We start from the raw sequence: 21,170 nt of genomic DNA on the forward strand, positions 1-21,170 counted from the left end.
AGTCGACAGGCGAGTGGATGCGGCCGTGACGCCGTCGGCGCAGTGTCGGCGAGGTGTGACACACTGGCAGTGTTTGCTCCGCGCCGACCGGACGGCGGGGAGCACCTTCGAAAACTTCACAAGGAGATGTTTGGCATGGCTCACGTCATCGATTTCAAGGAAGCCGGATTCGACTCCGTGCTCGATGAATTGCAATGGCGCGGGTTGATCTCGCAATCCACCGACAGGGATCGACTCGCCGAGACATTGAACGGGGAGCCCATCTACTATTACTGCGGCTTCGATCCGACGGCGCCGTCGCTGCACATCGGCAATCTCGTGCAGCTCATCATCATGCGCCACCTGCAGGAGGCCGGCCATCATCCGATCGCCCTCGTCGGCGGCGCCACCGGCCTCATCGGCGACCCGCGCCAGTCCGGCGAGCGCATCCTCAACCCGAAGGACGTCGTCGAGCAGTGGTGCGAGCGCCTGCGCATCCAGATCGGCGACATCCTCGTGCAGGAGGGCGACAACCCGGTGACCTTCGTGTCCAACTACGACTGGACCGCGACGATGAACGTGCTCGACTTCCTGCGCGACGTCGGCAAGAACTTCCGCGTCGGCACGATGCTGTCGAAGGACATCGTCGCCCGCCGCCTCAACTCGGAGGAGGGCATCTCCTTCACCGAATTCAGCTATCAGGTGCTGCAGGGCAACGACTTCCTGCATCTGTACGACCACTTCAACTGCGTCCTCGAGCTCGGCGGCTCCGACCAGTGGGGCAACCTCACCTCCGGCCTCGACCTCATCCACAAGGTGCGCGGTGTCAACGTCAACGTCATGGCCAGCCCGATCATCACCGACGCGACCGGCAAGAAGTTCGGCAAGTCCGAAGGCAACGCCGTGTGGCTCGACGGCTCGATGCTCAGCCCGTACAAGTTCTACCAGTTCTGGGTCAACCGTCCGGACGCCGAGATGGAGCGCCTGCTCAAGGCGTTCACGTTCCTGCCGAAGGCGCGCATCGAGGAGCTGCTCGAAGCCACCGAGACGAACCCGGGCGCCCGCGAGGCGCAGCGCGCGCTCGCATGGGAGGTCACGAGCCTCGTGCACGGCGAGGATGCGACGCGTCAGGCGATCGAGGCGTCCACCGCGCTGTTCGGCCGCGGCGGCGACGTGGCCGAGATCGGCGAGGACATCCTCGAAGCCGCGCTCGAAGGACTCAAGGTCGAGGACGAGGACGGCGCCAAGGCCTTCGCGAAGGCCGCTGCCGGCGACCGCGTCAGCGAGGCCGGCGTCAGGGCCGGCCTGTTCAAGTCGATCTCCGAGGCGCGTAAGACGATCAAGTCCGGCGGCGTGTACCTCAACAACGCGCGCGTCGAGGACGAGGAGCAGCTGCTCGGCGGCGACGACTTCCTGCAGGGACGCTTCGCGATCCTGCGCCGCGGCAAGAAGGCGCTCGGCGTCGTCGAACTCGGCTGATTTTTTGCACACCGACAGCCGAAACGGCGGATCCGGACCGCTGATTGACTACACTGGAAGACAATGACGGACGAGGCGGGCGACATGCCCGCCTCTCGATTGAAAAGGTACGAACATGGCAGACGAACGCGGATCACAGCATCATTCCCAAGGCGGCAACCGCCGCTACGGATCGGGCAACGGCGGCCATCGTCACGGCTCCGGCGGCGGCTTCCGTTCGCGCGGCGGCTCGGACTTCCATCGCGGCAACCGCAACGGCGGCGGACGCAACTTCCACCGCAACGGCAACGGCGGCGGCAGGAACAACGACTTCCGCCGTGACGGCGAGGGCGGCGGCGAGTTCCGTCGTGACGGCGACGGACAGCGTCGCTTCCACCGCAACGGCAACGGCGGCAACGGCGGTCAGCGTTCCGGCAATCGTTTCCGTGGACGCGACGACGAGCGCGGCGGACAGCGCCGCGACTTCCATCGTGGCGGCAACGGCGGTCAGCGTCGTGACTTCCGCCGTGGTGACGACGATCGTCGTGATCTCCGTCGTGACGGCGACGGCCAGCGTCGCGGCTTCCGTCGTGACGACGACCGCCGTGACTTCCATCGCAGCAACCGCAACGGCGGCAACGGCGGTCAGCGTCGTGACTTCCGCCGTGGTGACGACGATCGTCGTGATTTCCGTCGTGACGGCAACGGCCAGCGCCGCAATTTCCGTGGCGGCGACGACCGCCGCAATTTCCGCCATGACGACCGCCGCGACGACCGCCGCGGCCAGCGTCACGACGCCGCCGAGCGCCAGGCGCCCCACGACCGCAAGCGCGCCGAATACATGGCGCATTCGCGCAAGAACTCGGACGGCACCGTCAGCTTCCCATCGCAGAACCCGTACACCGACCGCCGTCCGGGCGAGCCGGTCATGCCGAAGGGCCTCGAATGGAACATGCTGAGCAAGGACGAGCGCGAACGTCTGCGCGGCCTGTCGAAGGAGCATGCCGAGAACATCGGCCTGCACATCCTCGCCGCGTACACGCTCGAGGCCGACGACCCGCAGGCGGCGCTCGCGCACGCCAAGTGGGCCGCCAAGCAGGCGTCGCGCGTCGACATCGCCCGTGAGACGCTCGCGATGGTCGCCTACCGTCAGGGCGACTACAAGCTTGCGCTGCGCGAGTTCCAGACGGCGTTCCGCATGAACGGCTACCTCGACTACCTGCCGTTCATGGCCGACTGCGAACGCGGACTCGACAAGCCGAAGAAGGCGATCGAGATCGCGCTTTCCGACAACGCCAAGCGGCTCACCGGCGAGGCGAAGGCGGAGATGTTCCTCGTCTACGCGGGCGCGCTCAACGACATGGGCATGGTCGACCAGGCGATCGAGGTCGTCTCCAAGCTCGTGCACGCCAAGGGACTCGCCGGCGAATACCGCATGCGCGCCGCGCAGGCCGAGCAGTACTTCCTGTCCAAGGCCGGACGCGACGACGAGGCAGTCGCGCTCGACGAGCTCATCGACGATCTCGAGGCGCGTTACGCCGACGCCGACGAGGACGAGACGAGCGACGACTTCGTCGTCGACTACGACGTCGAGGACCTTCCGGAGGACCTGCAGGCGAAGCTCGGCGTGACGCCCGACGACGCGCAGTACGCGCCGCTCGACGACGAGGACGGGGTCAACATGGACGACGAGACGCGCATCCCCGAGGAGGAGCAGCGCGCCGGCGCCGAGATGGACATCGAACCCGCCGAGATGGAGGACCGCAACACGCGCCGCGACGAGGAAGGCGTGATGGGCGATCCCGACCTGACCGACGCCGCTGACGACGCGGACGAGGAGAACGCCGAGGTCGGCGACTACGAAGAGCAGCTCAAGAGCGAAACGGAGTGAGCGCGGCGTGCTGAAACCAACGAACACGCCGCTGTCACGGCGCTACCGTCTCGCGCTGCTCGACCTCGACGGCGTCGTCTACTACGGCAAGCAGCCGGTCGCGCACGCCTCCGACGCCATCCGCGACGCCGAAGGCCACGGCATGACGATCGAGTACACGACGAACAATTCGTCGCGCATGCAGGAGACGGTCGCCGAACAGCTGCGCGGCTTCGGGCTCGACGTGGCCGCATGGCAGGTAATCACGTCGTCCGTCGTGGCCGCGCGCATGGTCGCGCGCCACGTCGACGACGGCGTGGACGTGTTCGTCGTCGGCGCCGACCATCTGCGCGACGAGGTGCGCAAGGCGGGACTGCGCATCGTCGACGACGGCGTGGACGGCGCCGGCCGCGCGCCGACCGCCGTCGTGCAGGGCTGGTATCCGCAGATGACGTGGCAGCAGCTCGCCGAGGCGTCGTTCGCCGTCGAACGCGGCGCGCAGTATTTCGTGACGAACCGCGACCTGACGATTCCCCGTGAGCATGGCGTCGCGCCCGGCTGTGGATCGATGATCCAGGCCGTCGTCAACGCGACCGGCGTGGAGCCCGTCGCCTCGGCGGGCAAGCCGGAACCGGCGATGTACGACGAGGCGCGCATGCTCGCCGCGCACGACGACGAGGACATGGTCTCGGTCGGCGACAGCCTCGCGATCGGCGACCGGCTCGACACGGACATCGAGGCCGGCAACCGAGGCGGCTACGATTCGCTGCTCGTGCTCACCGGCGTCACCGATCCGGACCTGCTCATCCGCGCGCCGAAGGAGCTGCGGCCGACCTATGTGGCGCTCGACCTGCGCGGACTCAATGAGGCGCAGCCCGCCGTGACGCGCGAACACGGCGGCGCGGCCGGCGCCGGCGTGCGCGGCGATGTGTTCCGCTGCCGCGACGCGAAGGCATGGTTCGTCGACGACGCGATCGTCGTCGACGACACAGCGAGCGTCGACGCGCTGCGTGCGGCCTGCATGCTCGGATGGAGCCTGCGCGACGCCGGCGTCGATCTGGACGGCGTCGCACTGCCCGCGTTCTCCTTCGCCGGAGCGTGACGTGGGCGCGGACGAACGGCTCGACGTCGCGATGACGGCGCGCGCGTTGGCGCCGTCGCGCGCGAAGGCGCGGCGCCTTGTCGACGACGGCCATGTGTACGTCGACGGCGTGCGGGCGGGCAAGGCGTCGATGAAGGTCGGCGATGACGCGCGCATCGAGGTGCGCGATGCCGACGACTATGTCTCGCGCGGCGCCTACAAGCTGCTCGGCGCCTTCGACGTCTTCGCCGCCGACGGACTGACGGGGCCGCGGGGGCTTGACTGCCTCGACATCGGCGCGTCGACGGGCGGCTTCTGCGACGTGCTGCTGCGCGGGGGAGCGCGCCATGTGATCGCGCTTGACGTCGGCCACGGGCAGCTCGATTCGAGGATCGCCGACGACGCGCGCGTCATCGAGATGAGCGGCGTCAACATCCGCAACGTCGAAGCCGACGATCTGCCGTACCGTCCGCAGATGATTGTCTCCGACGTCTCCTTCATCTCGCTGACCTATGTCCTACCGGTAGTGGCCCGTATCGCGGCACCCGGCGCGCAGGTCGTGCTGCTCGTCAAGCCGCAGTTCGAAGTGGGACGCGCAGGGCTCGGCAAGCACGGCATCGTCACCGATCCGGCGAAGCGCCGCGCCGCCCTCGACCACGTCGTCGAATGTGCCCGCGCCTACGGGATGCACGTCGTGGCGACCGCCCCGTCGCCGATCGAAGGCACCCACGGCAACATCGAATATCTGCTCTACGCGCGGACGGACTGAAGCGCCGTCAAGACGCGCGCCGTGACTCTGTGATCCTGCGCTCCGTCGCCTTCGTACCTTTTCGGCGCTCTCGCGCTTCCGACGCTTACAGGCGGCATCGTATACGGGTGGCTAACTGTGCTTACGGGCAGCTGCCCGTGCCATGCCTATGGGTAGCCGTGTCTGGCTTGTAGCCGCACCTAACTTACGGGTTACTGCACAACCATTCTCTTACGGGCAGCTCTGTCGTCGTGTCGACCGAGCTGTTCTCCTTACGGGCGGCATCTGTTGCGAAAGCCCGGCTCCATCTTCCGACGGCGGATGCCTTCCGTGTTCGTTTCCGCAATGCCGCTACCCGTAGGCGAGACTGAGCGGAACGATGCGATGCGACGCGACGTCGGAACGACATCCGTCCGTAGACGGTGCGACCTGTAAGAAGGCAAAGACGCAGATGCCGTCCGCGTCATGCGACCTGTAAGCAAGGCACGAACCGTAAGCAGTGATGGGCGCGACAGTCAGGATGACGCCGTGCCGCCCGTAACGATCGCACTGCCCGTAACGATCGCACTGCCCGTAACGATCGCACTGCCCGTAATGGGCGTGCCACCTATGACCGGGCGGAGCGCATCCCGTAAGAAAGGCGGGGCGCATACCAGAACGGGCAGTGCCGCCGGTAAGAGGAGGCACTGCCCGTAAGCGATGACGCTTCCCGTAAGTCTTAAGGTACGGCAGCGATGGCGCGGCCTGTTCGACGTGCGCGGGCGGATTGCCGCCTGTAACGGATCAGCCCCGGATAAAGTGGTCGATCTGGTCCTGCTTGCCCATGATGATGAGTTCGTCGTTGCGGCGCAGCTCGAGGTCGTTGGACGCGTACTGGAACTCGTGGCCGGGGGATTTGACGCCGACGATCGTGATGCCGTAGCGGTCGTGGATCTTCGCGTCGCCGATCGTGTAGCCGACGAACTGCGACGGCGTGTGGATCTTGACGACGTTGTATGCGCCTTCGAGCTCGATGTAGTCGAGATAGTTGCCGGAGACGAGATGGCCGACGCGTTTGCCGGCGTCGGTCTCCGCGTTGATGATGTGGCGTGCGCCGATGCGCTGCAGGATGCGTGCGTGCTCCTTGGACACCGATTTCGCCCAGATGTCGGAGATGCCGGCGTCGAGCAGGTTGCCGGCGGTGATGACGGAGGCTTCGACGCTGTCGCCGATCGCCACGACGGCGATGTCGAAATCGGAGGCGTTGATCTGTTCGAGCGCGAGGACGTCGGTCATGTCCGCCTGGACGGTGGGGATCTGCGCGGACCAGCGGTTGACGAGCTCGGCGTCCTTGTCGACGGCGAGCACATCCTGTCCCATCTCGTCGAGCGTCGTGGCGACCGCGCTGCCGAAACGGCCGAGTCCCACGACGAGCACGCTGCGATTATCTGCCATCCTGACCTCCTAAGGTCTGTTGCAGGTCCGCTACCGGTAGCCGATGTGCCGACTGCGACGCGCTACCCGTACGCCTGCCTTTGTGTTCCGCTACAGCATGCTACCCGTAACGATGCGCAATCGATGATGATGGATGCGTCATCGATAGCGGTGTCGCTACCGGTGGCGACACCGTCTCCCGTAGTGATGTGCATCCCGTAGTGATGCGATGGTGTGCATCCGGTGACGTTGCGCCGCCTGTAGGCGATGCCGCCCATAAGGACGCACTGCCTTATGGGCGGCAATACGCTGCCTGTAACGATGTGCTGCCGATAACGATAATGATGCGCTGCCCGTAACGATGTGCTGCCGGCGGCGCATCGTTGCCGGCAGATGGCGCGGTCAGCCGACGACGATCTGGTCGGTGGGGTAGCGCACGAGCTCGGCCTGACGCGGACGGCTCACGGCGTACGCGAGCGTCATCGGACCCATGCGGCCGACGAGCATCGTCGCGGCGAGGATGTACAGGGACGGGGGATTGTTCACGTCCGCGACGCCCACCGTGTATCCGCCCAGACCGAAGGCGGAGCATGCGTCGAAGACGGCGTGGCTGAACGACGCGCCCGTGATGAGCATGAGCGCCATCGACGCGAAGAGGACGAGCACGAAGCAGGCGGTCGTGATGCTCACCGCCGTCATGACGACGTGCGTGTGGATGCGCCGCTTGAACGCCGTGACGTCGCTGTGTCCGGTGAACGCGGCCTTGCACACGAGCAGGATGACGGCGAAGGTCGTCACGCGGATGCCGCCGGCCGTCGACGTGCTGCCGCCGCCGATGAACATGACGACGCTCATGAATACCTTCGTCGCCTCGCTCACCTGCGGCACCCACGACAGGTCGAAGCCGCTCGAGCGCGGCATCACGGCGGCCACCATCGCGCGCCGCATGCGCGTCTCGACATCGGCGTACTTGAACAGCGCCGGATTGTCCCATTCGACGGTGAGGAACCAGATGAGGGAGGCAAGCACGATCGCGAAGGTCGTCACGAGCGTGACCTTCGTGTGCAGGCTCCAGCGTTTCGGGCTCTGATGGCGTCGCGCCGTGCGGTAGATGTTGAGGATGACTGGGAAGCCGAGTGTGCCGCAGAACGCCGAGAGCATGATCGGCATGCCGACCGCCCAGTTGTCGACGTACAGGCCGGCGCCGTCGGGCGTGAAGCCGGAGTTGTTGTACGCCATCACGGCGAAGAAGAGCGACTCCCACAACGTGTTGCCCACGTTGCCCTTGTTGACGTGGAACAGGCCGGGGAACAGCGCGATGAACGTGATGAGCTCGATGACGAAGGTCGTCGTGAGGACGACGGCGAGCACGCCGCGGATCTCGCTGAGCTTGTTCGTGCCGAGTTCGTTCGCCGTGAGCAGGCGTTGCATCGCCTTGAGGTGATGGTTGACGGCGAGCGCGATGAGCGACGCGAAGGTCATCACGCCGAGGCCGCCGAGCTGGACGGAGACGATGAGCACGGCCTGCCCGAAGTACGTCCAGTGCGTCGTCGTGTTCACGATCGAGATGCCGCAGGTGGACAGCGCGGACACGGCTGTGAAGAACGCCGTCGAGAATTCGGTCCTCTCCCCGGGCTGCGTGGCTATCGGCAGCAGCAGCAGCCCCGTCGATACGCTGATGAGCAGCAGGAAGTAGAGGATCGTCAGCCTTCCGGGATGCGAGTTGATCCGGTAGGAGAGCGAACGTTTGCGGGGATGGCGTTCGTTAGCGGCTGCTTGTTCGAAGGTGTCGCCGGAGAACCACCAGGCGTATCCCTTCGACGCGTCGCTGTTCGACGCCGATTCGTCGAACAGGAGATTGGCCATGCTGCCTCCGATTGGTCGCCATCCTTGTTTTCAGTACGCTGCTCATTGTAGAGGGGTCGGTGACGTTTCGTCGACCCGCGCATCACCGCGGACGCCTGCGGGGAGCGCCGCGGACGCCTGCGGCGATCGCGTCACATGGCGTGCGGCGCACGGCGTCCGCGGCCGGGCGCGATTCTTCGGGGGTGAGGCGCATCCAGTAGACGTGAGCGCCGGATGCGCGCGCCTACGGGATGCACGTGCCGCCCGTAGGAATCGGCGGGGCGGCGCATGGCCGAGGGGAAAACCTCCCGCATGCGTCGGTTCCGTTGCGCCGGCGGTTCCATTACACTGTGAGTGGAAACATCATGCGTAAAGGGGTGTCCATGCAGGCAGCGGAAACGAAAGGGCCACGCCATGTCGTCGTCGTGACCCACGAGAGGCTCCGGCGCAGCACGGTCGTCGAGAACGCGATCGCACAGCTGCGTGACGAGGGATTCGACGTCTCCGTCATCGACAACACGGAAGCGCCCGATTTCGGCTCGCCGTCGCCGAAGGTCGACCCGGACACCGAGATCGTGCTCGTGCTCGGCGGCGACGGCACGATCCTGCGCGCCGCAGAACTCGTCACCTGCACGGACGTGCCCATCCTCGGCATCAACATGGGGCACGTCGGCTTCCTCGCCGAATTCGAAAGCTTCCAGATCCACGAGGCGATCCACCGCATCGCCGTGCATGACTACAGCATCGATGAACGCATGATCGCGCATGTGGACGTGTGGCTGCCCGGCGCGTCGGCGCCGCTCGGCGACTGGGCGCTCAACGACATCACGATCGAACGCGCCGACCGCGGCAAGATGGTCGAGCTGTCGATCGCCGTCGACGGCGTGGCGATGAGCTCCTTCGGCTGCGACGGCATCATCGTCTCCACGCCGACCGGCTCGACCGCGTACGCGTTCTCGGCGGGCGGCCCGATCATCTGGCCGACGGTGGAGGCGCTGCTGCTCGTGCCGCTCGCCGCGCACGCGCTGTTCTCGAGGCCAATCGTCATCGGCTCGGATTCGACGTTCTCGATCCGCATCGACGACGATTCGACCTCCGACGGCTGGATCTGCTGCGACGGCCGCCGCCAGCGCCCGCTGCCGCGCGGCGCGCGCGTCGACATTCGCCAGTCCTCCGGACGGCTGCGCCTCGCACGGTTGTCCGACGCGCCGTTCACGAGCCGACTCGTCACGAAGTTCAATCTTCCGGTCGTCGGCTGGCGCGACCTGCATCCGGCCGCCGCCGGCGCGCGCGTCGACACGTCGCTGCGCGGTCAGGGCGACTTCGACGATCCCGAACGCGGCGACGCGACGGACGAAGGCACGACGACGGAACAGGAACGGTGACAGGTGCTGGAAGAACTCGAACTGCGTGATCTGGGACCGATCCGCGAGGCGAAGCTCGTGCCCGCGCGCGGCATGACGTCGATCACCGGCGAGACCGGCGCCGGCAAGTCGATGCTGCTCAGCGCGATCAGGCTCATCTCCGGCGGCGCCGCCGACTCCGGCCGCGTCTCCGCCGGCGCGAAGCAGGCGTGGGCGCAGGGCATCTTCCTGGCCAACGAGGGCGACGCCGTGCTCGCGGTTGCGGAACAGGCGGGCGCCACCGACGACGACGGGGAGATCTTCGTGTCGCGCACGGTGCCCGCGTCGGGACGTTCGCGCGCCATCCTGTGTGGCAGGACGGTGCCGAAGTCGGTGCTCGCCTCGATCGCGGGCGAACTCATCACAATCCACGGTCAGAGCGACCAGCTGCGCATCGCGTCGCCGTCGCGCCAGCGTGAGTTCCTCGACCGCTGCGCGAACAACGAGAAGGAGCGCCGCGCCTACGCGAAGGCATGGAACGCGTACCGCGAGATCGACGACCGTCTGCGCAGGCTCAGCTCTCAGGAATCGTCGATGCGCCAGCAGGCCGACTATCTGCGCGAATCGATCGCGCGCATCGACCGCGTGGACCCGCAGCCGGGCGAGCTCGAGGAGCTCAAAGGCCAGCGCGAACGCATCGAGCACGCCGCGCAGATCAACGCGGGCGTCGCCGGCGCGCTCGCCGCGCTCGACTCGTCGCAGGGCGACGGCGGCGAGTACCGCGGCGCCGACGAGCTCGTCCGCTACGCGTCGCAGGCGCTGCGCGGCATCCGTCTGGGCGGCGTGTTCGAACAGTGCGCGGACCGTCTCGATTCGCTGCAGGCGGAACTCGAGGACATCTCGTTCACGCTGTCGCAGCAGCTCGACCTCGACGAGTCGGGAGAGGACCTCGACACGATCAACGGCCGCATCCACGAACTCGACGAGCTCACGCGCCGCTGGGGTCCGACGCTCGACGACGTCATCGCATGGCGCGACAAGGCGCGCTTCGACGTGGAGGACCTGGACGCATCCCCCGAAAAGCTCGAGGAACTCGCGGCGCGGCGTGACCGCTGCCTCGAGACCGCGCGCAAGGCGGCGGCCGCGTTGACGAAGACACGCGAACGCGCCGCGAAACGACTGTCGAAGGACGTGGACGGCGAACTCGCGCAGTTGGCGATGGCCGACGCGTCGCTGACGGTCGCCGTGCACGCGCGCGACGGCGCCGACGCGCTCGACATGAACGGCGGCGACGACGTCGAATTCCTGTTCACGCCGTTCAAGGGGTCGCCGGCGCTCGCGATGGGCAAAAGTGCGTCCGGCGGCGAACTCAGCCGTCTGATGCTCGCGCTGGAGCTGTCGTGCGCCGGCGAGCGCGCGACCGACGAGTCGGACAGCGACGACGGGGCGGTGCCGGCGATGACGTTCATCTTCGACGAGATCGACGCCGGCGTGGGCGGCAAGGCCGGGGTCGAGCTCGGCAAAAGGCTCGCCAGACTCGCCCGGCGCGCGCAGGTGATCGTCGTGACGCATCTGCCGCAGGTCGCGTCGTGGGCCGACAGCCAGTTCGTCGTCGGCAAAAGCAAGGACGACGACGGCACCGTGAGCACACATGTGCGGGAGGTCATCGGCGACGCGCGCACCGAGGAGATCGCGCGCATGCTCGACGGCAGCACGACGCCCACGTCGCTCGAACATGCGAAGGAGCTGCTCGCCGCCTCGAAGCTCACGTGACATGGCGGCACGGCGCGCCCGCGCGGCCTCCGTTCGCTTACGGGCGGCATCGCCTGCATGGGCGACGCCCCCGCTTATGGGCGGCACGGCGCACCTACGGATGGCGCTGTGCTCCTATGGGTGGCATCACACGGCACAGCCTGCTTACGGGCGGTATCGGCCGACGCCATGCCTACGGGAAGCACATGCCGCTGCGAGTGCCGCCCGTAGCCGTTATGCTTACGGGCGGCACCCATCAGACGGCGATTCGATTCGACGGTTCGACAGGAGGAATGCAATGGACGATTCGCTTACCGGCGGCACGCGGACCGACGACATGACGGCGGGCGGCGCCGCCGATAACACGGGGCGCGCCGCGATCTTCGATCTGGACGGCACGTTGCTCGATTCGATGGGCGTGTGGGACCGGATCGACGAGGAGTTCCTCGCGAAGCGCGGCATCACGGTGCCGGACGACTACATGGCGAAGGTGAGCGCCATGCAGTTCATGGAAATCGCCGAATACACGATCGAACGGTTCGGGCTGCACGACACGCCGGAGGCGCTCGTCGCCGAATGGAACGACATGGCCAGGCGGATGTACGCGCAGGCCGTGGAGCCGAAGCCGCACGCCGTCGACTATCTGCGCGCGCTCAAGGCGAGCGGCGCGCGGCTCGCCGTCGCCACGACGATGCTGCCCGATCTGCGCACGCCGGCGCTCGAGCATGCGGGGATGGCTGATCTGTTCGACGCGGTCGTCGGCGTGGACGATGCCGGCGACCGCGGCAAGGAGCATCCGGACGTGTATCTGCTGGCGGCGCGACAGGTAGGTGTCGACCCGGCCCATTGCACCGTGTTCGAGGATCTGCTGGCCGGCATGCGTTCGGCGAAGTCCGCCGGGATGCAGGTGTGGGCGGTGCACGACGATTCCTCCGACCACGACTGGGACCGCATCTGCACGCTCGCGGACGGCGTGCTCTTCGACTTCGCCGACGCGCCGCGCCGGCTGCAGTGAGCCGATGCGGCGCTACCGGTAGCGACGGCGGATCAAACGACGCACGACCCGTAACGCACGACCCGTAACGCACGACCCGTAACGCACGACCCGTAACGCACGACCCGTAACGCACGACCCGTAACGCACGACCCGTAACGCACGACCCGTAACGCACGACCCGTAACGCACGACCCGTAACGCACGACCCGTAACGCACGACCCGTAACGCACGACCCGTAACGCACGACCCGTAACGCACGACCGCCCGCAGTCGTGAGGACTGCGGGCGGTCGTGCGTTACGATGCTACCGGTAAGGCGGCACAGGTGTCACAGGCGGTCGGCGCATTGTTCGACGTAGTGGCCCATGTCGGAGATCTCGACGCAGTCGCGGAAGCGCACGTCGGCGGTCTCGAGGCTGCGCAGCATCGGCGGGATCTCGGTGCCGGTCTTCTCGCTCAGCTCGTCCATGCATTCGAAGTCGGTGCCGTCGTGCTTGAGGCCGAGCGCCTCGTTGACGACGCGCGGGAACTTGTACGGGCTGGCGGTGCTCAGCAGCACGCGCGGCACGCCGGGATCGGCGGGCATCTGCTGCATGACGAAGTAGCCGCATGCGGTGTGCGGGTCGAGCACGTAGCCGTGTTCGCTGAAGCATTCGGCGATCATCCGGCGCACCTGGTCCTCGTCGGCCCAGCCGGTGGCGAACAGGCGGCGGATCTGGGCGAGCAGCTCCGGCGGCACCTCGAACGCGCCCCATTCGGCGAGGTCGTTCATCAGGTAGGCGGTCAGGCGCGGGTCCTTCTCGCTCATGTAGTAGAGCATGCGTTCGAGGTTCGAGGAGATGAGGATGTCCATCGACGGCGAGATCGTCTCGTAGAACGGGCGCTTGCGGTTGTAGGTGCCGGTCGTCAGGAAGTCGAAGAGCACGTTGTTCCTGTCGGAGGCGACGACGAGCTGGCGCACCGGCAGGCCGAGCATCTTCGCGTAGTAGCCGGCGAGCACGTCGCCGAAGTTGCCGGTGGGCACGACGAAGTCGACCGGGTCGCCGACGTTGACGGCCTGCTGTTCGAGCAGCTGCGCGTATGCGGAGAAGTAGTAGACGACCTGCGGCACGAGGCGGCCGACGTTGATCGAGTTGGCCGATGAGAGCGCGACGTGCGCGTCCTTTTCGAGACGCGCGGTGAGGTCCCTGTCGCCGAAGATCTTCTTGACGGTGGACTGCGCGTCGTCGAAGTTGCCCTCGACCGCGCACACGTTGACGTTGGAACCCTGCTGCGTCGTCATCTGGAGTTCCTGCACGCGGCTGACGCGGCCCTGCGGGTAGAAGACGGTGATGCCGGTGCCCTCGGCGTCGGCGAAGCCGGCGAGCGCGGCCTTGCCGGTGTCGCCGGAGGTGGCCGTGACGATCATGATCTTCTCGTCCGGGTCGCCGTCGGCGGGCGTCGTGCGCGCCATGAAGCGCGGCAGGATCTGCAAGGCGACGTCCTTGAACGCGGAGGTGGGGCCGTGGAACAGTTCCATGACCCAGTCCTGTCCGAGCGGCTTGACCGGCGTGATGCGCTCGTCCGACCACTGCGGCCCGTAGGCCTTGGTGATGCATGCCTTGAGTTCTTCTTCGGTGAAGTCGTCGAGGAGCACGGAGAGCACGTCATAGGCGATCTGCTGGTAGCTCCTGCCGGCGAGGTCGTCGATGGGGACGAGGCGTTCGCCGAGTTCGTCGGTGACGAAGAGGCCGCCGTCGTCCGCGATGCCCTTGCGGATGGCCTGCTTCGAGGTCAGTGAGTCGGTGGTGCTGCGTGTGCTGTGGAACTTGTTCACTCGTCCGTCCTTAACGATGTAGAGAGATGAAGTGTGTGGATGATTTCAGTATAGGGTTCACAGACGAAAGTCGCGTCGACGCTGTCCGCGTCGCGGAACGGGCGGACGCGCGCGGCCAGGCGACCGTCCCGCGGACGTGTGCGCGCATGAGGGCAGGGCGTCCACTAATGTGCAAGTATGACGAACACACAGAGCGAACACAACAAGGTCAGCGACGACGTCTTCGACGCGGTGTGCGCGATGGCCGACCGTGCGGGCGCCGCGCAGGCGAAGCTCGCGAAGGCCACGACCGACGTCAAGAACGGCATCCTCAACGCGATCGCCGACGCGCTCGACGCGCGCGCCGACGAAATCGCCGGCGCGAACGCGCTCGACATGGACCGCGCCTTCGAGGACGGCATGGACGCCGGCAAGCTGGACCGTCTCAAGTTCGACGTGACGCGCGTCGCCGCGTCGGCGGACGACATGCGCCACGTCGCGACGCTTCCCGACCCGGTCGGCCAGGTCGTGCGCGGCTTCGAGGCTCCCAACGGCCTGCGTCTGCAGCAGGTGCGCGTGCCGATGGGTGTCATCGGCATGATCTACGAGGCGCGGCCGAACGTGACCGTCGACGTCATCGCGCTGTGCATCAAGTCCGGCAACGCGGCGATTCTGCGCGGCGGCCACGCGGCGGAGCGCACGAACGCGGCGACGCTCGCCATCGTCGGCGACACGCTGCGCGAACTCGGCTTCGACGACGCGCTCGTCGGCTCCGTCGACGCCTACGGGCGCGAGGGCGCGACGGCGATGATGGAGGCGCGCGGCCACATCGACCTGCTCGTGCCGCGCGGCAGCGCCCAGCTCATCCAGGCCGTCGTCGAGAAGTCGAAGGTCCCGGTCATCGAGACCGGCGCCGGCAACGTGCACATCTACGTCGACCGTTCCGCCGACCTCGCCAAGGCCATCCCGGTCATCCTCAACGCGAAGACGCAGCGCGTCGGCGTGTGCAACGCCGCCGAGAAGCTCATCGTCCACCGCGACATCGCCGAGGAGTTCCTGCCGGCCGTCGCGAAGGCGCTCGCGGACGCCGACGTCGTCATGCACGCCGACGAGGTCTCGTATAAGATCATCGGCGACGCGAACATCCGCGACATCAAGCTGTTCGAGGCCGACGAGACCGACTGGGGCACCGAGTACCTCGCCCTCGAGATCGGCGTGCGCGTCGTCGATTCGATGGATGAGGCGATCGCGCACATCAACCGCTATTCGACGCACCACACCGAGGCGATCCTCGCCGAGGACTACGGCGCGATCGAACGGTTCACGAAGGACGTCGACTCGGCGGTCGTCATGGTCAACGCCTCGACGCGCTTCACCGACGGCGGCGTGTTCGGCTTCGGCGCCGAGCTGGGCATCTCGACGCAGAAGATGCACGCGCGCGGCCCGATGGGACTGCAGGAGATGACGACGACGAAATGGATCGGCTACGGCACGGGACAGGTGAGGGCATGAGCGTGCGCAACGACGGCGTGAACGACGGTGCGGACGACGTCAGGAACGACGACGGAACGATGACGTCCGCCGACGCCGCGAGGAACGGCGTTGCGAAGAACGACGCGCCGGCGAACGCCGGCGTCGCGGACAATGGATCCACGGCGCGCGACGACGCGGCGACCGTCACCTTCGACGACGCGCATGTGCTCGCGAACCCATGGGGCGTCGACCTCGCCGACCGGCGCAACCTGCTCAAGGTCGCCTCCGAACGGCTCAGCCTCGTGCGCTACGTGTTCCTCGTGCAGATCGAGGACGGCATCGCCTCGGCGGCGCAGCGCGCGTCGCTCGAGTACGCCGACGCCGTGCTCATCGGATGGCCGGAGACGGACGCCGCCGACGTCGTCGACGTCGACGACGAACGCTACCGCGAAGTCGTCGAACAGATCGTGCTGATGGAGGACTACATCGACCGCTTCCGCACGATGGAACGCGACAACGACATCGACGGCATGACCGACACGCTCATCCGCATCACCGAACGCGTCGCCCATGTGCGCCGCGCGTTCCAGCCGAGCTTCCTGCTGCCGACCTTCGCCGAGATCCGGCGCGTCGTGCAGGACGAATGGAATGAGGACATGGGCAAGATCGACCCCGACGGCGACGCCGCCGACGACCGCGCCCAGGAGCTCACGTTGCAGCAGGAGATCGATCGCGTCGCCGCCGACAGCGCCGCGGCCGGCGCCGAGGAGAAGCGCTGACATGGCGGGCAGCGACAACGGCGACGCGTCGCGCGTCGCCGACGCGCCACGGCGCATGGCCGAGCTGTCGGTGTCCGACGCGGCCACGGCGCACCTCGTCTCGCCGCCGGGGCGCCGTTCGCCGCGCGGCAACTGGCACACGCGCCCGCGCATCGGCATCATGGGCGGCACCTTCGACCCGATCCACAACGGCCATCTCGTCGCCGCGTCCGAGGTCTCGTGGGTCTATGACCTCGACGAGGTCGTCTTCGTGCCGACCGGGCGTCCGGTCTTCAAGCTCGACAAGCATGTGACGAACGCCGAGGACCGCTATCTGATGACCGTCATCGCCACGGCGTCGAACCCGAAGTTCACCGTCTCGCGCGTCGACATCGACCGTCCCGGCGTCACCTACACGATCGACACGTTGCGCGACCTGCGCGCGCTGTATCCGGACGCCGAGCTGTTCTTCATCACCGGCGCGGACGCCGTCGCCGAGATCATGCGCTGGAAGGACGTCGAGCAGATGTTCCGCATCGCGCACTTCGTCGCCGTCACGCGCCCCGGCTATTCGTCGGCGGTCACGCTGCCGGCGGGGCGCGTCGACATGCTCGAGATCCCGGCGCTGGCGATCTCGTCGACCGACGTGCGCGACCGCGCGACGCACGGCGAGCCGGTGTGGTACCTCGTGCCCGACGGCGTCGTCCAGTACATCGGCAAGCACGGCCTGTACCGCGGGCGCGGCTGAGGAGTCCCCTCCGCCCACGTCAGCTGCCGGCACTACACTGGGGACTCGGCTACGAACCAACCGACGTTTGGAGATACGGTGAGCGCAATCCTCGAAGGCAAACCAGACAAGAACCTGATACTCGTCACCGGAAGGGCGCATCCCAAGCTCGCCCGTGACGTCGCCGACCAGCTCGGCATCGACGTGCTCGAGACGACCGCCTACGACTTCGCGAACGGCGAGATGTACGTGCGCTACACCGAATCCGTGCGCGGCGCCGACGTCTTCGTGCTGCAGAGCCACAGCAACCCGGTCAACCAGTCGATCATGGAGCAGCTCATCATGATCGACGCCCTCAAGCGCGCGTCGGCGCGTTCGATCACGGCCGTGAGCCCGCTGCTCGGCTATTCGCGCCAGGACAAGAAGCACCGCGGCCGCGAGCCGATCTCGTGCCGTCTCGTCTTCGACCTGCTCAAGACGGCCGGCGCCGACCGCATCATGAGCGTCGACCTGCACGCCGCGCAGTCGCAGGGCTTCTTCGATGGCCCGGTCGACCATCTGATCGCGATGCCGGTGCTCGTCGACTACATCCGCGACCGTTTCTCCAACCAGCTCGACAATGTGACCGTCGTCTCCCCGGACGCCGGCCGCATCCGCGTCGCCGAGCAGTGGGCGCAGCGCCTCGGCGGCGGCCCGCTCGCCTTCGTGCACAAGACGCGCGACATCACGAGGCCGAACCAGGCCGTCGCGAACCGCGTCGTCGGCGACGTCAGGGGCAAGGACTGCGTGCTCGTCGACGACCTGATCGACACGGCCGGCACGATCGCCGGCGCGTGCAAGGTGCTGCAGGAGGCCGGCGCGAAGTCGGTGACCGTCGTGGCGACCCACGGCGTGCTCTCCGGCCCGGCCGTCGAACGGCTCAAGAGCTGCGGCGCGCGCGAGGTCGTGCTCACCGACACGGTGCCGATCCCCGAGGAGAAGCGCTGGGACGGCCTGACCGTACTGTCGATCGCGCCGCTGCTGGCGAGCGCGATCAAGGCGGTGTTCGAGGACGGCTCGGTCGCCGAGCTCTTCGAGACCTATCCCGAGCACCACGGCCAGGGCTTCCTCTTTGCCTGACCCGCCACGGGGTCGCGCCCATGGTCCGGCCCTATGGCATAATGAACACTTGGCGGGTCCGCCCGCCGTTCCCCCATGGTGTAATGGCAGCACACGGGTCTTTGGAACCCTTTGTCTTGGTTCGAGTCCAGGTGGGGGAGCCAGCGGCGTCCGCATCCGGCCTTCGGCGTTTGGATGTGGACGCCTTTCGCATCAGGGACCATGACGGGGCGATCGGCCCCGTCCTCGCAAAGGAGAACAGATGACGGTAACCGCCGCAATCGTGCTGGCAGCCGGCGAGGGCACGCGCATGCGCTCGTCGAAGCCGAAGGTGCTGCACACCTTCGCGGGCAAGACCTTCCTCGAACGCGTCATGTCCTCCGTCGAGGCGCTCGGGCCCGCTACGCTCGCCGTCGTCGTGCGCCATCAGGGCGAACGCGTCGCCGAGGCGGCGCGCGGCTACGACCCCGACGTGACGATCGTCGAGCAGGACGACATCCCCGGCACCGGCCGCGCCGTGCAGTGCGCGATGCGCCAGCTGACGGCCGGCGGCGACCTCGACGGCGACGTGCTGATCACGGCGTCGGACATGCCACTGCTCGACACGGGCACGCTGCGCGCGCTGCTCGACTACCATGCGGCCAGCGGCGACGACGCGACGGTGCTCACGACGGTGCTCGACGACCCGACCGGCTACGGACGCATCATCCGCGCCCCCGACGGCGACGTCCTCAAGATCGTCGAGCAGAAGGACGCGAACAGCAGCGAGCTCGCCGTGCGCGAGGTGAACACGTCGGTGTACGTCTTCGACGCGCATGCGCTCGCCGCCGCAATCGCCGACCTCGACGCCGACAACGCGCAGGGCGAGTTCTACCTGACCGACGCGCTCAAGGCGGCGAAGGCGAGCGGCAAGGTCGGCGCCTTCGCGGCGCCCGACCCGCTGAGCGTCGAAGGCGTCAACGACCGCGTGCAGCTCGCCGCGCTCGCGCGCGCCCACAACCTGCGCGTGTGCGAGTACTGGATGCATGAGGGCGTGACGATCCTCGACCCGTCGACGACGTGGATCGAGGACGACGTGACGATCGGCCGCGACGCGACGATCCTGCCCGGCTGCTTCCTGCAGGGGGGCACGGCCGTCGGCGAGGAGGCCGTCGTCGGCCCGTACACGACGCTCATCGACGCGACCGTCGACGCCGGCGCGCACGTCGAACGCTCGCGCGTGCAGGAGTCGCACATCGGCCGCGACGCGAACATCGGGCCGTGGACGTACCTGCGTCCCGGCAACGAGCTCGGCGAGGGCTCGAAGGCGGGTGCCTTCGTCGAGATGAAGAAGGCGCACATCGGCGACGGCACGAAGGTGCCGCATCTGAGCTACGTGGGCGACGCCGACCTCGGCGAGCGCACGAACATCGGCGGCGGCACGATCACTGCCAACTACGACGGCGTGCACAAGAACCACACGACGATCGGCTCGGACGTGCACATCGGCGCCGGCAACCTCTTCGTCGCGCCGGTCGAGGTCGGCGACCATGTCACGAGCGGCGCCGGATCGGTGATCCGCCATGACGTGCCGGACGACGCGATGGTCTATTCGGAGAACACGCAGCACATCGTGCAGCATTGGAAACCAGCTTGGGAGCGTTGATATGACGGCACTTGAATCATCCATCGCATCGGTGCGGATCGCGGCCGCGGCGGCCGACCGCATGAAGGCGTCCGACATCGTCGCCTACGACGTGAGCGACCTGGTCGGCATCACCGACTGCATGCTCGTCGCGTTGGCGACGAACGAGCGCCAGGTGCTCGCCGTCGCCGAGGAGATCGAGAAGGACCTGTACACGAAGGGCGGCAAGCTCAAGCCCCAGGGCCGCGAAGGCATCCAGGAGGCGCAGTGGATCCTGCTCGACTACGGCGATTTCATCATCCACGTCATGCATGAGGAGGCGCGCGACTTCTACCGGCTTGAACGCCTGTGGCGCGACTGCCCGCGCATCGACCTCGAACTACCCGAGGCGGCCGACGCGGCCGCCGACGCCGACTGACCGATGGGGGGGGCGACGATGACGGCGATCGGGACGGTGCGTTCGATTACGCTCGTGCGCCATGGGCGCACCTCCTACAACCTCGCCGGCCGCGTTCAGGGCAGCATCGACATCCCGCTCGACGACGTGGGGGTCTGGCAGGCGCGCCAGACCGGCGACGCGCTGCGCAGGCTCTACGTCGAACGCGACCCCGTCGCGCGGCAGCTCGTCGTCGCCTCCGACCTGCGGCGCGCGAACCGCACCGCGCATCTGTTCGCCGACCCGCTCGGCCTCGAGGTCCACGCCGACCCGCGGCTGCGCGAACGCAGCTTCGGCGACTGGGAGGGCATGTCCGGCGAGGAGCTCGACGCGCAGTGGCCGAAGGACTTCGAGCTGTGGTGCCGCGGCCTCGGCGGCGAGATGCGCCACCGGGCAGAATCCCATGAACATGCCGGCGAACGCGGCGTCGAGGCGCTGCGCGACTGGTCGCACCGGGCGGACGCGGACACCGATCTGTTCGTGTTCTCCCATGGCGCGCTCATCGAGAACATGCTGCAGGTGCTGTTCGGCATCGGCTTGGCGCTGCCGGACTTCGTCTCCGTCACATCGATGCGCAACGCGCACTGGGCGCGTCTGGTCAACGCGGGGCTCGACGACCCCGACCGCTGGATCCTCGTCGACTACAACCACGGGCCCGCGCTCGCCGACACTGAGCTGTGGGAGAACCCGACACGGCATAAGGCCGACGGACGGTGAACTGGTCTATGCTTATGGCAGTTCTGCCCACCGACGCGCCCGACGGTCCAAGCGGC

Annotated in this window: 17 protein-coding genes and 1 tRNA gene; 15 read left to right on the forward strand and 3 right to left on the reverse strand. The window is 67.5% G+C overall.

Annotated features, from left to right (window positions below; all coding sequences use genetic code 11):
* The first annotated feature begins 135 nt into the window (after positions 1-135).
* The 4 genes from tyrS (at position 136) to BcFMB_RS06135 (ending at position 5,157) form a co-directional block, all read left to right on the forward strand.
* Complete coding sequence (gene tyrS, locus BcFMB_RS06120) at positions 136-1,458, forward strand: tyrosine--tRNA ligase (RefSeq protein ID WP_024540876.1); 1,323 nt, start codon at positions 136-138, stop codon at positions 1,456-1,458.
* 115 nt (positions 1,459-1,573) lie between these two features.
* Positions 1,574-3,328: a tetratricopeptide repeat protein gene (locus BcFMB_RS09995; RefSeq protein WP_024540877.1), complete on the forward strand. Its 1,755-nt coding sequence runs from the start codon at positions 1,574-1,576 to the stop codon at positions 3,326-3,328.
* A gap of 7 nt (positions 3,329-3,335) precedes the next feature.
* Positions 3,336-4,409 (forward strand): HAD-IIA family hydrolase, encoded by a 1,074-nt coding sequence (locus BcFMB_RS06130; RefSeq protein ID WP_024540878.1) that lies wholly within the window; start codon positions 3,336-3,338, stop codon positions 4,407-4,409.
* Position 4,410: 1 nt separating this feature from the next.
* Positions 4,411-5,157 carry a TlyA family RNA methyltransferase gene (locus BcFMB_RS06135; protein ID WP_024540879.1) on the forward strand — a complete coding sequence of 249 codons (747 nt, stop codon included), beginning with the start codon at positions 4,411-4,413 and terminating at the stop codon, positions 5,155-5,157.
* A gap of 762 nt (positions 5,158-5,919) precedes the next feature.
* Here BcFMB_RS06135 and BcFMB_RS06140 read toward each other — a convergent pair.
* Together BcFMB_RS06140 and BcFMB_RS06145 are read right to left on the reverse strand one after the other, a co-directional pair.
* A complete protein-coding gene (locus BcFMB_RS06140) occupies positions 5,920-6,570 on the reverse strand; it encodes a potassium channel family protein (protein WP_024540880.1) in 651 nt (216 codons plus the stop codon).
* Positions 6,571-6,951: 381 nt separating this feature from the next.
* Positions 6,952-8,415 carry a TrkH family potassium uptake protein gene (locus BcFMB_RS06145; protein ID WP_024540881.1) on the reverse strand — a complete coding sequence of 488 codons (1,464 nt, stop codon included), beginning with the start codon at positions 8,413-8,415 and terminating at the stop codon, positions 6,952-6,954.
* A gap of 362 nt (positions 8,416-8,777) precedes the next feature.
* On the opposite strand from BcFMB_RS06145, the gene BcFMB_RS06150 reads away from it, so the two are divergent.
* From BcFMB_RS06150 to BcFMB_RS06160, 3 genes are all read left to right on the forward strand, one after another.
* Positions 8,778-9,779 carry an NAD kinase gene (locus BcFMB_RS06150; RefSeq protein WP_024540882.1) on the forward strand — a complete coding sequence of 334 codons (1,002 nt, stop codon included), beginning with the start codon at positions 8,778-8,780 and terminating at the stop codon, positions 9,777-9,779.
* A gap of 3 nt (positions 9,780-9,782) precedes the next feature.
* A complete protein-coding gene (gene recN / locus BcFMB_RS06155) occupies positions 9,783-11,510 on the forward strand; it encodes a DNA repair protein RecN (protein WP_024540883.1) in 1,728 nt (575 codons plus the stop codon).
* Between the two features lie 316 nt (positions 11,511-11,826).
* Entirely contained in the window at positions 11,827-12,504 is a 678-nt protein-coding gene (locus BcFMB_RS06160) for an HAD family hydrolase (protein WP_024540884.1), read from the forward strand.
* A 310-nt stretch (positions 12,505-12,814) separates the two neighbouring features.
* Here the strand turns inward: BcFMB_RS06160 and thrC are convergent, their stop codons facing one another.
* Positions 12,815-14,302: a threonine synthase gene (gene thrC, locus BcFMB_RS06165; protein WP_099721295.1), complete on the reverse strand. Its 1,488-nt coding sequence runs from the start codon at positions 14,300-14,302 to the stop codon at positions 12,815-12,817.
* A 177-nt stretch (positions 14,303-14,479) separates the two neighbouring features.
* On the opposite strand from thrC, the gene BcFMB_RS06170 reads away from it, so the two are divergent.
* From BcFMB_RS06170 to BcFMB_RS06205, 8 genes are all read left to right on the forward strand, one after another.
* The gene (locus tag BcFMB_RS06170; protein ID WP_024540886.1) at positions 14,480-15,793 is read left to right on the forward strand and encodes a glutamate-5-semialdehyde dehydrogenase; all 1,314 of its coding nucleotides are present in this window, start codon (positions 14,480-14,482) and stop codon (positions 15,791-15,793) included.
* 185 nt (positions 15,794-15,978) lie between these two features.
* The gene (locus BcFMB_RS06175; protein WP_232513916.1) at positions 15,979-16,533 is read left to right on the forward strand and encodes a phosphoribosylglycinamide synthetase; all 555 of its coding nucleotides are present in this window, start codon (positions 15,979-15,981) and stop codon (positions 16,531-16,533) included.
* Between the two features lies 1 nt (position 16,534).
* Positions 16,535-17,260 (forward strand): nicotinate-nucleotide adenylyltransferase, encoded by a 726-nt coding sequence (nadD, locus tag BcFMB_RS06180; protein ID WP_024540888.1) that lies wholly within the window; start codon positions 16,535-16,537, stop codon positions 17,258-17,260.
* 78 nt (positions 17,261-17,338) lie between these two features.
* On the forward strand, positions 17,339-18,358 hold the full coding sequence (locus BcFMB_RS06185) for a ribose-phosphate diphosphokinase (protein WP_099721296.1): 1,020 nt from the start codon (positions 17,339-17,341) through the stop codon (positions 18,356-18,358).
* A gap of 69 nt (positions 18,359-18,427) precedes the next feature.
* Positions 18,428-18,501 (forward strand) — tRNA-Gln (locus BcFMB_RS06190).
* A gap of 98 nt (positions 18,502-18,599) precedes the next feature.
* Positions 18,600-19,982, forward strand: a complete 1,383-nt coding sequence (gene glmU, locus BcFMB_RS06195; RefSeq protein WP_099721297.1) for a bifunctional UDP-N-acetylglucosamine diphosphorylase/glucosamine-1-phosphate N-acetyltransferase GlmU — start codon at positions 18,600-18,602, stop codon at positions 19,980-19,982.
* Between the two features lies 1 nt (position 19,983).
* Positions 19,984-20,379 carry a ribosome silencing factor gene (gene rsfS, locus BcFMB_RS06200; protein WP_099721298.1) on the forward strand — a complete coding sequence of 132 codons (396 nt, stop codon included), beginning with the start codon at positions 19,984-19,986 and terminating at the stop codon, positions 20,377-20,379.
* Positions 20,380-20,397: 18 nt separating this feature from the next.
* A complete protein-coding gene (locus BcFMB_RS06205) occupies positions 20,398-21,114 on the forward strand; it encodes a histidine phosphatase family protein (protein WP_024540892.1) in 717 nt (238 codons plus the stop codon).
* Positions 21,115-21,170: the final 56 nt, after the last annotated feature.

The organism is Bifidobacterium choerinum (assembly GCF_002761235.1).
Taxonomy (GTDB): Bacteria; Actinomycetota; Actinomycetes; order Actinomycetales; family Bifidobacteriaceae; genus Bifidobacterium; species Bifidobacterium choerinum.